General features: G+C 73.7%; 11 protein-coding genes. 5 read left to right on the forward strand and 6 right to left on the reverse strand.

The genetic code is table 11. The annotated features are described in order from the left end of the window. The first annotated feature begins 207 nt into the window (after positions 1-207). Entirely contained in the window at positions 208-984 is a 777-nt protein-coding gene (locus ACFYUZ_RS15840) for a polyprenol monophosphomannose synthase (RefSeq protein ID WP_389309231.1), read from the forward strand. A 73-nt stretch (positions 985-1,057) separates the two neighbouring features. Further along, positions 1,058-1,651, forward strand: a complete 594-nt coding sequence (fxsA, locus tag ACFYUZ_RS15845; RefSeq protein ID WP_389309233.1) for an FxsA family membrane protein — start codon at positions 1,058-1,060, stop codon at positions 1,649-1,651. A gap of 114 nt (positions 1,652-1,765) precedes the next feature. Here the strand turns inward: fxsA and ACFYUZ_RS15850 are convergent, their stop codons facing one another. The 4 genes from ACFYUZ_RS15850 to ACFYUZ_RS15865 form a co-directional block, all read right to left on the reverse strand. Then, positions 1,766-2,140: an RNA polymerase-binding protein RbpA gene (locus ACFYUZ_RS15850; protein WP_015032218.1), complete on the reverse strand. Its 375-nt coding sequence runs from the start codon at positions 2,138-2,140 to the stop codon at positions 1,766-1,768. A gap of 255 nt (positions 2,141-2,395) precedes the next feature. Next, a complete protein-coding gene (locus ACFYUZ_RS15855) occupies positions 2,396-3,766 on the reverse strand; it encodes an MFS transporter (protein WP_389309235.1) in 1,371 nt (456 codons plus the stop codon). Positions 3,767-3,809: 43 nt separating this feature from the next. Beyond that, on the reverse strand, positions 3,810-4,574 hold the full coding sequence (locus ACFYUZ_RS15860) for a glycerophosphodiester phosphodiesterase (RefSeq protein ID WP_389309236.1): 765 nt from the start codon (positions 4,572-4,574) through the stop codon (positions 3,810-3,812). Beyond that, complete coding sequence (locus ACFYUZ_RS15865; RefSeq protein WP_389309238.1) at positions 4,571-5,356, reverse strand: YitT family protein; 786 nt, start codon at positions 5,354-5,356, stop codon at positions 4,571-4,573. Before ACFYUZ_RS15865 ends, ACFYUZ_RS15860 begins: the two co-directional genes overlap by 4 nt. A 64-nt stretch (positions 5,357-5,420) precedes the next feature. Between ACFYUZ_RS15865 and ACFYUZ_RS15870 the strand changes: the two genes are divergently transcribed. After that, complete coding sequence (locus ACFYUZ_RS15870; RefSeq protein WP_389309240.1) at positions 5,421-6,923, forward strand: PLP-dependent aminotransferase family protein; 1,503 nt, start codon at positions 5,421-5,423, stop codon at positions 6,921-6,923. 73 nt (positions 6,924-6,996) lie between these two features. On the opposite strand, the gene ACFYUZ_RS15875 is transcribed toward ACFYUZ_RS15870, so the two are convergent. Both ACFYUZ_RS15875 and ACFYUZ_RS15880 read right to left on the reverse strand, forming a co-directional pair. Beyond that, positions 6,997-8,940 (reverse strand): hypothetical protein, encoded by a 1,944-nt coding sequence (locus ACFYUZ_RS15875; RefSeq protein WP_389309241.1) that lies wholly within the window; start codon positions 8,938-8,940, stop codon positions 6,997-6,999. Between the two features lie 37 nt (positions 8,941-8,977). Continuing rightward, a complete protein-coding gene (locus tag ACFYUZ_RS15880) occupies positions 8,978-9,172 on the reverse strand; it encodes a hypothetical protein (RefSeq protein WP_030691317.1) in 195 nt (64 codons plus the stop codon). Positions 9,173-9,480: 308 nt separating this feature from the next. Here ACFYUZ_RS15880 and ACFYUZ_RS15885 point away from each other — a divergent pair, with 308 nt between their 5' ends. Beyond that, positions 9,481-9,873 carry an ankyrin repeat domain-containing protein gene (locus ACFYUZ_RS15885; RefSeq protein WP_389309243.1) on the forward strand — a complete coding sequence of 131 codons (393 nt, stop codon included), beginning with the start codon at positions 9,481-9,483 and terminating at the stop codon, positions 9,871-9,873. A gap of 256 nt (positions 9,874-10,129) precedes the next feature. After that, complete coding sequence (locus ACFYUZ_RS15890; RefSeq protein ID WP_389309245.1) at positions 10,130-11,545, forward strand: HEAT repeat domain-containing protein; 1,416 nt, start codon at positions 10,130-10,132, stop codon at positions 11,543-11,545. Positions 11,546-11,791: the final 246 nt, after the last annotated feature.

Raw genomic sequence — 11,791 nt, forward strand, 5'->3', positions numbered from 1 at the left:
GACGTTCAGTAGACAACGGCTCTCGGTCGACCCGCAGCCAGCGGATCCCAGGTCGGACCGAAGGACGCCGGGCCCCGCACCGCACGTCACCCGTCCCCGTGGCCCCTTCCGTCCGGCCCGTCACCCGGACCATCCGACCCGCCGCGCCGGAGCACGCGGGGGACCTCGCTATGGTGGGGTCCTGCGTATGTATCCGAAGGGGCAGTAGTGAACGACGGTGGCCAGAGGCGTTACGGCCCGCTCGGCAAGGCCTTGGTGATCATTCCGACCTACAACGAGGCGGAGAACATCAAGCCGATCGTGGCACGGGTGCGGGAAGCCGTGCCCGAGGCGCACATTCTCGTCGCGGACGACAACAGCCCCGACGGCACGGGAAAGTTCGCGGACGAGATCGCGTCCGAGGACGACCACGTGCACGTCCTGCACCGCAAGGGCAAGGAGGGGCTCGGCGCCGCCTACCTCGCCGGCTTCCGGTGGGGCATCGAGCACGGCTACGGCGTCCTCGTCGAGATGGACGCCGACGGCTCCCACCAGCCCGAGGAGCTCCCGCGGCTGCTCACCGCCCTCAAGGGCGCGGACCTGGTCCTGGGCTCCCGCTGGGTGCCGGGCGGCCGGATCGTGAACTGGCCGAAGTCCCGCGAGTTCATCTCCCGGGGCGGCAGCCTCTACTCGCGCGTGATGCTCGACGTGCCGATCCGCGACGTCACCGGCGGCTACCGGGCCTTCCGCAAGGAGACCCTGGAGGGCCTGGGCCTGGAGGACGTGGCCTCGGCGGGCTACTGCTTCCAGGTCGACCTGGCCCGCCGCGCGGTCGCCGCAGGCTTCCACGTGGTCGAGGTCCCGATCACCTTCGTGGAGCGCGAGGTCGGCGACTCGAAGATGAGCCGCAACATCGTCGTCGAAGCGCTGTGGCGGGTCACCGGCTGGGGCCTGACGGCGCGCGCGGAGAAGGTCGGCAAGCTGCTCGGCCGCAAGCCCTCCTGACGTCCGTACGGCCCCTCCCGCACTGATCCTTCCTTTACGACGTTCCGGCGGGGTGCCAGGCACACTGGGGTCCATGACGACCGGCGCAACGCCTTCCCCCGCCCCCAAGCGCTCACGCGCGCGTACGTTCCTCCCGCTCGCCGTCGCCGCCTGGCTGGTCCTGGAGATCTGGCTGCTCACGGTGGTGGCGGACGTGGCGGGCGGACTGACCGTCCTCGCCCTGCTCGTCGGCGGTGCCGTGCTCGGCGCCGCCGTCGTGAAGCGGGCGGGCCGCCGCGCCTTCCGGAACCTCACCTCGACCTTCCAGCAGGCCCAGGCGGCCGCGCGGACCGGTGCGGCGCCCTCGGCCGCCGACCGGGCCGGCGCGGACGACCGCAACGGCTTCCTGATGCTCGGCGGCCTGCTCCTGATGATCCCCGGCCTGCTCTCGGACGCGGCCGGTCTGCTCCTGCTGATCCCGCAGGTCCGCTCCTTCCTCGGACGGTACGCGGAGAAGGCCGTCGAGCGCCGGATGGGCGCCGCGCCTCCCGGCAGCCTCCAGGACGCCTTCCAGCAGGCCCGTATCCACCGGCCGGACGGAAAGGTGGTCCAGGGTGAGGTCGTCCGCGAGGAGGCGCCCCAGGGGCCCCGTCGGCCCGAAGCGCCCCGTCCGCCGCTGACGCCCTGATCCCACGCCCTGCCCCGCTCCCTCCCGGAGGGAGCGGGGCAGGGAAACGCCGCGGGGCCCGGTACACGATGTGTACCGGGCCCCGCGGCGTCGTGGTGCTCCTGCGGCGGTCCGCTAGGCGGACTTGCGGCTGTCGCGCGGATGCACGGCGATGTTCATGGCGCCGGAGCGCAGGACGGCCAGCCTCTCGGCGAGGACCTCCTCCAGCTCCTCGCGGGTGCGGCGCTCCATGAGCATGTCCCAGTGCGTACGCGCAGGCTTGCCCTTCTTCTCCTCAGGTCCGTCCCCGTCCACCAGGAGTGCCTGGATTCCGCAGACCTTGCACTCCCACTCCGGCGGAATCTCCGCCTCGACCGAGAAGGGCATCTCAAAACGATGTCCCTTCTCGCATGCGTACTCCACCGCCTGGCGCGGGGCCAGATCGATGCCGCGGTCGGTCTCGTAGCTCGTCACCACGAGGCGCGTGCCGCGAAGAGCTCGCTCACTCATGAATCGTGCCTCCCGGGCTTGTCGCCCACAGGACAGGTGTCGCTGTCGTCGTTATCCGGTCAACGTCCGGTCGGCGGTAAAGATTCCCGTGCCGGGTCATGCGTCGCCCGTCGTGCCGCCCCTTGTTGTACCCACCAGTGCCCGTTTTGTCACATCTGACGGCAGATGTGACCCGGTGTCTTCACCAAAGCAGCACGCAGTAACGGTCCGCCTGGCAGGCCAAACGCGTACACTACCGCCCTTTCATCGCCACGTCTAAATACGCTCGGGTATCGGGTTCCCCGCGGCCTCCACCGCACGCCTGACCGGGACCCGGGCGAGCAGCGCGAAGCCGACGGCGAAGAAGATCACCAGGGAGATGATGGCATCCCGGTAGCTTCCGGTCAGCTGGTACGCGAGCCCGAACACGAGCGGACCCAGCCAGCTGAGCCCCCGGTCGCTCATCTCGTAAGCCGAGAAGTACTCCGCCTCCTTGCCGCGCGGCACCAGGTGCGAGAACAGCGAGCGCGACAGGGCCTGGCTGCCGCCCAGGACCAGACCGATCGCGGCCGCCAGACAGTAGAAGAACACCGGTGAGCCGGCCGGCAGGAAGTACCCCGCCGCCAGGATCAGCGTCCAGACCGCCAGCGAGCCCAGAATCGTTTTCTTGGCGCCGTACGACCGGGCGAGTCGCCCCATCCCGAGGGCGCCCGCCACCGCCAGCACCTGGACGAGCAGGACCGCCGTGATGAGCGTCGTCTGGTCGAGGCCCAGCTCCTCCGAGCCGTAGATCGAGGCCTGCGAGATCACCGTCTGCACGCCGTCGTTGTAGATGAGGTACGCCAGGAGGAAGGAGAGCGTCAGCGGATGCCGGCGCATGTCCTTCAGCGTGGCCCGCAGCTGGCCCCAGCCGCTGCCGACCGCGCCCTCGCCGGGCCGCTGGGACCCCTCCGGCCGGGCCCGCCGGTCGCGCAGCCGGCGCAGCGGCACCAGCGTGAAGGCGCCCCACCACAGACCGGCCGAGGCCAGACAGACGCGGACCGCCTCGCCCTCCGTGAGGCCGAAGGAGTCGTGCCCCGAGTAGAGGACCAGGTTCAGGACGAGGACCAGCGCGCCGGACGTGTAGCCGAAGGCCCAGCCGCGCGAGGAGACCGCGTCCCGCTCGTCGGGCTCCGCGATCTGGGGCAGATAGGCGTTGTAGAGCACCATCGAGACCGACAGCGAGGCGTTCGCGACGATCAGCAGGAAGGTGCCGAGCAGATACCGGTCGCCCGCGAGGAAGAACATCCCCGTCGTGGCCGTGGCCCCCAGGTACGCCGCCGCCGCGAGCAGCGGCTTCTTCCGGCCCGTGCGGTCGGCCGCCGCGCCCGCCAGGGGCATCGCCAGGATCGCGACCACCAGCGAGGCGGACACGGCGTACGCGAAGAGCGAGCCGGCGCGCACCGGGATCCCCAGCGGGTGCACGAACCCCTCGGCGTCGGCCGCCGCCCGTGCCACGGACGTCAGGTACGGGCCGAGGAACACGGTGATCACGCTCGTCGAGTACACCGAGCACGCGAAGTCGTAGAAGTACCAGCCCCGCTGCTCGCGCCGCCGCTCGGCGGGGCCGGCGGCGTACTCCTCCGGCTCGGTGGTGTCAGCGGTCACGGCCGCGCCCTCCTCGTTCGTCCCCCCGTGGCCGGGACGCGGCTCAGATCCACGCTCCCCGATCGATGAGCACGCCGCGCAGCGTCTCCAGGTGATCGGTCATGATGCCATCCACCCCCAGGTCGAGGAGAGAGTTCATCCGGGCCGGATCGTTCACCGTCCACACGTGGACCTGGAGCCCGCGCGCGTGCGCCTCCCGGACGAACCGGCGGTCGACCACGGGGACCCCTGCCTGGCGCTCCGGGACCTGCGCCGCCACCGCCCCGGCCCGCAGCGCCGCCGGGATGCCCCAGGAGCGCAGCCGCAGCCCCACGACCCCGCGCACCCCGTACGAGGTGGCCAGCTCGGGGCCGGCCGTCCGCTGGGCCCGCGCCACCCGGGACTCGGTGAAGGAGCCCACGCAGACCCGGTCCCAGGCCTTCTTCCTGCGGATCAGGTCGATCAGCGGGTGCAGGGCCGACTCCGTCTTGAGGTCCACGTTCCAGCGGGCCTCGGGGAACTCCTCCAGGAGGTCCGCGAAGAGCGGCAGCGGCTCCTCGCCGGCCACGCGGGCCTCCCGCACCGCCGACCACGGCAGGTCGCGGATCCGGCCCGAGGCGTCCGTCACCCGGTCGAGGGTCGCGTCGTGGAACGCGACGAGCACCCCGTCGGACGTGGTGTGCACATCGGTCTCGAAGTAGCGGTAGCCCGCCGCGGCGGCCTGGCGGAAGGCGGCCGCGGTGTTCTCCAGGCCGTTCGCCGTGCCGCCGCGATGGGCGAACGCGAGGGGGAAGGGGTGGTCGAGGTAGGGGTGGCGTACGCGAGTCACGGCCGCAGTATGGCGCCTTCCGGTGTCCCGGCGGCGACCGAGGGGGGGACGGGGCCCGGCTCGGGGGTGAGCACGGGGCCGCCGGAACCGGACCCGGGGGCGGTCTCGGAGGAGGATGTCGTGCCGGCGGGGCCCGGCTCCGGGAGGGCGAACCGGCGCAGGAAGAACTGGGCCAGCGGGCCGATCGCCAGCGCGTACAGGACCGTGCCGACGCCGACCGAACCGCCGAGCAGGAAGCCGGTGGCGACCACCACGACCTCGATCGCCGTCCGCACCAGCCGGATGGACCGGCCGGTGAGCCGGTGCAGACCGGTCATCAGGCCGTCGCGCGGGCCCGGACCGAACCGCGCCGCGATGTACAGGCCGGTGGCGACGCCGTTGAGGACGATGCCGAGCACGAGCAGCGGCACCTGCCCGGCCAGGCCGTGGACGTCCGGGACCAGGGCCAGGGCGCCGTCCATCGCCAGACCGATCACGAACACGTTGGAGACCGTGCCCAGCCCGGGCCGCTGCCGGATCGGGAGCCACAGCAGCAGCACCACCGCGCCGACGACGATCGACACCACGCCGATGGACAGCCCGGTCTTCTCGGCGAGGCCCTGGTGCAGGACGTTCCAGGGCTCCAGGCCGAGCCCGCTGCGCACGAGCAGCGCCGAGCTGACCCCGTACAGCGTCAGTCCGACGTACAGCTGGACGAGCCGACGGGCGAGGTGCCGGCCGTGGAGGCCGGAGGCGATGGACAAGGGACTGCCCCCCAAGGTGGTGGTAGTGGACTGACCCATGACACTCTGTGGCGGGAGATCGGATGTCAACCATGGCCAATTCGAGGAAGGTGGACTGATTTCCATGGCTCAGTGGACTTCGGCGGTGGGACCGGCCCAGCTCGCCCGGCAGCTCCAGGCGCAGCAGCCCCGGCCCGCCGGACCCGGCACCCGCAAGCCGCCCGCCTACCGCGCCCTGGCCGACGGCATCCGGCTGCTCGTCCTGGAGGGCCGCGTCCCGGTCGCCGCCCGCCTGCCCGCCGAGCGGGAACTCGCCCTCGCGCTCACCGTCAGCCGCACCACGGTCGCCGCGGCCTACGAGGCGCTGCGCACCGAGGGCTTCCTGGAGTCGCGGCGCGGCGCCGGCAGCTGGACCGCCGTGCCCGCCGGGAACCCGCTGCCCGCGCGCGGCCTCGAACCGCTGCCCCCCGAGTCCCTCGGCTCGATGATCGACCTCGGCTGCGCGGCGCTGCCCGCGCCCGAGCCCTGGCTCACCCGGAGCGTCCAGGGCGCGCTGGAGGAGCTGCCGCCCTACGCCCACACGCACGGGGACTACCCGGCCGGACTGCCCGCGCTGCGGCAGATGCTCGCCGACCGGTACACCGCGCGCGGGATCCCCACCATGCCCGAGCAGATCATGGTCACGACCGGCGCCATGGGAGCCATCGACGCCATCTGCCACCTCTTCGCCGGGCGGGGCGAGCGGATCGCCGTCGAGTCTCCCTCGTACGCCAACATCCTCCAGCTGATGCGCTCGGCCGGTGCCCGGCTCGTGCCCGTCGCCATGGCCGAGGGCCTCGGCAGCTGGGACCTGGGCCGCTGGCGGCAGGTGCTGCGGGACGCGGCACCCCGTCTCGCGTACGTCGTCGCCGACTTCCACAACCCGACCGGCGCGCTCGCCGACGAGGACCAGCGGCGGCAGCTCGTCGAGGCGGCCCGCTCGGCCGGCACGGTCCTCGTCGTCGACGAGACCATGGCCGAGCTGCACCTGGACGAGGACCTGGAGATGCCCCGGCCGGTCTGCGCCTTCGACCCGGCGGGCGCCACCGTCCTCACGGTCGGCTCGGCCAGCAAGGCCTTCTGGGCGGGCATGCGCATCGGCTGGGTCCGGGCCGCCCCCGACGTCATCCGTTCCCTGGTGGCCGCGCGCGCGTACGCCGACCTCGGCACCCCCGTCCTGGAGCAGCTCGGCGTGAACTGGCTCATGGGGACGGGTGGGTGGGAGGAGGCCGTGAGCCTGCGCCGCGAGCAGGCCAGGGAGAACCGCGACGCGCTCGTCGCCGCCGTCCGCCGGGAGCTCCCGGAGTGGGAGTTCGCGGTCCCGCGCGGCGGTCTGACCCTCTGGGTCCGCACCGGCGGTCTGTCCGGCTCCCGGCTCGCCGAGGCGGGGGAGCGGGTCGGCGTCCGGGTTCCCTCCGGCCCCCGCTTCGGTGTCGACGGCGCCTTCGAGGGCTTCGTCCGGCTGCCCTTCACGGTCGGCGGCCCGGTCGCCGACGAGGCGGCCGCCCGGCTGGCCGCCGCGGCCCGCCTGGTCGAGTCCGGCGTCGGCAGCGGGGGAACGGAGCCGCCGAGGTCGTTCGTGGCGTAGCGGTCCGCACGTACGTCGGGAGGGCTCCACGCGCGCGTGGAGCCCTCCCGACGTACGCGGTCCGTCCTCCTCCTCAGCCCTCCGCCGGGACGGGCGTGTGGAACGGGGCGGGGCCGGAGTCCGGTTCGGCGCGGGGCGCCGGCGCCGGTTCGGGGGCCGAGCCGGGGAGCGTCTCCACCGCGGCGGCCGAGATCGCCACCGCGTCCTGGGAGGTGACCGCCACCGGGGCCGGGGCCTTGACGGTGGCCGTCTCGTGGGTCGGGACCGGGGCGGTCGCGACCGTGACCGTCTCGTGGGACGTGACCGGGGCCGGCGTCCTGACCGTGACCGGGTCCTGGGACGTGACCGGATCCTGGGACGTGACCGGGGCCGGGGCCTTGACGGTGACCGTGTCCTGAGCCGCGACCGGAGTCGGCGCCCTGACCGCGACCGCGACCGGATTGGCCGCGACCGCCACCGGGGTCTTGGTCGTGACCACGGGCGGGTGCGCGGGCGGGGCCGGGGCCGTGATCGCGCGGCGCTCCGGGAGCAGGGCCAGGACCGCCTGCCGGTGCGCCTCGCTCGTCGCGTCGTCGTACGGGTCGGGCGTCGCCGGCACCTGGAGCCGCAGGACCGGCCCGGTGCCCAGGCGCGCGTAGCCGCGGCCCGCCGGGACCTCGGGCGTCGGGGTGGTGTGCGGCCGGGCGCCGAGGACGGCCGCGATCTGCTCCGGGGCGGCGGGGCCGAGGACGATCCGGGCCCGGGTGTGGGTCAGCACCGCCTCGCTCAGCGTCTCCGTGCTGTCGAACTGCTCGGCCACCACCACCGTGACCTGCGCCGTGCGCCCGTGCCGCAGCGGCACCTGGAGCAGCTCCTGCGGGTCTGGGCGGCCGTCGGCGGCGGCCAGGTGGCCCAGGACGCTCGGCCGGTCGAGCAGGATCCACAGCGGACGGCGGGTGTCCTCGGGCGCGGGCTGCCCGGCCTGCCGGGCCCGGTTCGCGGCGATCAGCCGCCGCTCCGTCTCGTGCGCCGCCCACTCCAGGGTGGCGAGGGCCCCGGAGAGCCCGCACTCGACCGCGAGGACGCCGGCGCGGCCGGTCAGGCAGGCGTACTCGCCGGTGCCGCCGCCCTCGACGATCAGCACGTCCCCGTGGGGGAGGGCCTGGAGCGCGATCGAGCGCAGCAGGGAGGTGGTGCCGCTGCCGGGCTGCCCGACGGCGAGCAGGTGGGGCTCGGCGGAGCGGGGGCCGGTGCGCCAGACGACGGCCGGCGCGTCCTCCGTGCCGTCCGCCGAGACGACCGGCACGGTCCGCTGCACGGCGTCGGCGTCGGTGAACCCGAGGACGGTCTCGCCCGGCACGGTGACGAAGCGCTGGGCGGCGATGGTGGTGGGCAGGGCGGGCAGCACGCTCATGACGAGCCGGTTGCCCTCCTCGTCCCAGTCGAAGCGGTACTCGCGGCCGCGCCCCGACTTGGCGTGCAGCAGCTGCTCGATGCGGGCGCGGGCGGCCGGTTCGCCGTCGGTGAAGTACGGGGGGTAAGCGATCTGCAGCCGGGTCAGCCGCCCGTCCTCGTCGAAGGCGTACTCCCCGAAGGCGCCGCTCCACTCGCCGCCGTGGGCGAAGAGCGGTGCCGGGTCCTCCGGCACGGAGAAGTACGGCACCAGCGCCTCGTACAGGCCCTTGAGCCGGGCGATCTCCGCGTCGTCGGGTCCGGTCTTCACGACCGGGCGCTCCCGGCCCAGCCAGGCGGCCACGGCCATGAGCAGGACGAGCGCGAGGAGCGGCCCGTACGGCATGAGGGCGACGACCAGGACGCAGGCCGCGACCAGGAGCAGCGTGGGACCACGCCGCTCCTTGGGGGTCGCGGCCCACCTGGCGCGCGCGGTCGCGGCCAGCTTCCGCAGACCACGGGAGACCGTGATCAGCGGATGGAGCACGTCGGTGGCGCTGTCGGCGGCCGTGCGCGCGATCTCTCGACTGCGAGCGATCTGTGCGCTGCCGCTGCTCAGAATGCGGGGGAGTGGTCGCCGGGCCACGAAGTACTCCTGAATCGGTGGAAGGGACTGAAGGGCGTCAGAACTTGATCCCGCCCAGGAGGCCGGCGAGGCTCTGGCCGCCCGCCGTGATGCTCGGGGCGATGGCGGTGCCCGCGAGGTAGAAGCCGAACAGCGAGCTGACGAGGGCGTGTGAGGCCTTCATGCCGTCCTTCTTGAAGAACAGGAAGCAGATGATGCCGAGCAGGACCACGCCTGAGATGGACAGGATCATTGGTTGTTCTCCTGGTTGAGGGGACAGTCACCATGAGTTCTTCCAGGTTCACGGGAAGTATCTATGTGATAAAAGGTGCATTAGAGTGAAAAACTGCCGATTTCACTTGACCGGCGGACGGCGGACGCCTCGCCGGGTGGCGAAATGCCCGGCGTGCGCTAGGGGCGGATCCCGGGGCGGGACGACGTGATCTTTGCCTCGGTCGGGCGCGGTCATGTCGCCGGACGGGCAGTACCCTGTCGATTCACTCGTACGGCCGCGCTTGCCGTGCACAGGCCGACAACGCAGGAGAGAGGCGGTTCCACCCGATGAGCGAGACTCCGGACCCCGAGGTCGTCGAGCTGGCGTCGAAGGTCTTCGACCTCGCGCGCACGGGTGACGCCGACGCCCTCGCCGCCTACGTCGACGCGGGCGTCCCCGCGAACCTCACCAACGACAAGGGCGACACCCTCGTCATGCTCGCCGCCTACCACGGCCACGCCGCCGCGGTCGCCGCCCTCCTGGAGCGCGGCGCCGAGGCCGACCGCCCCAACGACCGCGGCCAGACCCCGCTCGCCGGCGCCGTCTTCAAGGGCGAGGACGCCGTGATCCGCGCCCTCCTCGCCGCCGGCGCGAATCCGGAGGCAGGGACTCCGTCCGCGCTCGACACCGCCCGCATGTTCGGCAAGACCGAACTCCTGGAGCTCTTCGGAGCCAGGTGAACGGCGGCTGAACCCCAGGTGGGAGCAGGGTCGTAAATGTGGTCGCGGTGGCGAAATGGGTGGGTCATCATGACGTCGGGCCCGGCAAAACGGGCCACCGACGAGAGGCTGAGGAAGATGGTCACTGGCAGGCGAACGACGACGGGCGGCCCCGAATGTTGCCGCGCGGCCTAGGCGTACGGGCGATGTACCGCCCGACCGGGTTCCCCCCGGTATCCCCCGGTCGTGTCGACAGCTTGATGTGAGGCGTCTTCCCATGTTCGATCCAGTCATAGCGCCGAGCGGCACCCTGCTCGGCCTGCTGCAGCGGGGCCGCGGCGACGGCACCCTGCACGCGCTCGCCGCGCCACGCGCCGAGGCCCTCGCGGCCCTCAACCACTGCGTTCTCGACGACCCCCGCCACGACTGGCAGGTCGAGAACCGCTCCCTCTACTACGCCCGTCTCTACCTGGACCTCCACGGAGGCCTCGACGAGATCGAGGCGCACCTCCTGGGTGCCGAGGACCACCTCGACACCGAGGAGTCCCGGACCGGGCTCGCGCTCGCCGTCCTGGGGCACCTCGCCTCCTACGGCCGTCAGGACGCCCTGCTGCTGCTCCGGCGGTACGCGGCGACCGGCGCGAACTGGGCCTGGGCCCTGGACGAGCTGGCCCTCCGCGACGACGACGCCGGACTCCGCGCGCTCGCCCTGCCCGTACTGGCCCGCTTCCCGGCCGACGCGGACGGCGACGCCGAGCTGGCGCGCACCGTCCGCGACGCCTTCGAGCCCCGCCCCTGGCGGCTGTGGGCCGAGGACCCGCGCGAGGCCGTCGGCGCCCGGGTCAGGGCCGCCCGGGAACAGGGCTCCTTCGACCGCTGGCAGCGCCAGATGCGCCCCGCAGGGCCCCGCCCCGGCTGGAGCGTCCGGGCCGTCCTCGACTGGGCGCAGGAGGGGTACGAGCGCGGAGCCGTCCTCTACGGCCCCGCCGCCCGCTGCCTGACCGCCGTCGCCGGACCCGAGGACCGGCCCGAGCTCCTCGCCGCCGCCCGGCACGGCGCCACGGGAGCCCGCGGCGCCGCCCTGCACCACCTCGCCGAGTCGCAGGACCCCGCCGTCCTCGACCTCGTCGAGGCCGCGGCCGACGGCGACTCCCGCGAGGTCGCCGACGCCGCCGTCGCCGCCTACCGGCGGATGTGCGGCGAGGACGCCGTGGCCCGCGCCCGCGCGTGGGTCCGGCGCGCCGACGCCCTCGGGACGGCCGCCGCCGAGGTCCTCGCCTGCCGCGGCACCGCCCAGGACGTCGGCCTCGTCCTCGGCGCCCTGCGCGACACCGTGCGCTCCGCGGGCCCCGACGCCCCCGAGCTCGCCTGCCTCGTCGACGGCGCGGGACGCCTCGGCATCGTCTGCGCGGCACCCGTGCTGCGCCACGTCTACCGCGAGACGACCTCCTCCCGGCTGCGCGGCCACGTGGCCCGCGCCCTCGCCGTCACCGACCCCACCTTCGCGACCGGCTTCGCCGTCGAATGCCTCTGGGACTGCGAGGAGACCACCCGCGAGATCGCGGCCCAGCACGCCGAGACCGGTGACGTGCGCGTCGCCGAGCGATTGCGCCGCCTCGCCGCCGACCCGGCCGAAGAGGTCGAGGTCCAGGCGGCGGTACGCAACCGGATAGGGCCGGACCTCCAGGTCTGACCCCGGCTCCGGGGCAGCGACAGGTCCGACCAACCCCTCCCGGCCCGACCTCGCGCACCCGAGCCACCCGCCACCCGGCCCCCGGGGCGGCGCGGCCTGCGGCGGAGACCCCGCCGACCGTGGCCCCGCCCCGGGGGCCGGGGCGTCCCCGGGCCGGGGCGGGGGCCCGTGTTCGAGCCCGGCCTTCTCCGGGCCCGGCCCCCGCCCCACGCTCCCGGGGGAAACGCTCACGGGACGTTCCCTCCC

The sequence above is a fragment of the Streptomyces sp. NPDC004266 genome (genome assembly GCF_042874095.1).
GTDB lineage: Bacteria > Actinomycetota > Actinomycetes > Streptomycetales > Streptomycetaceae > Streptomyces.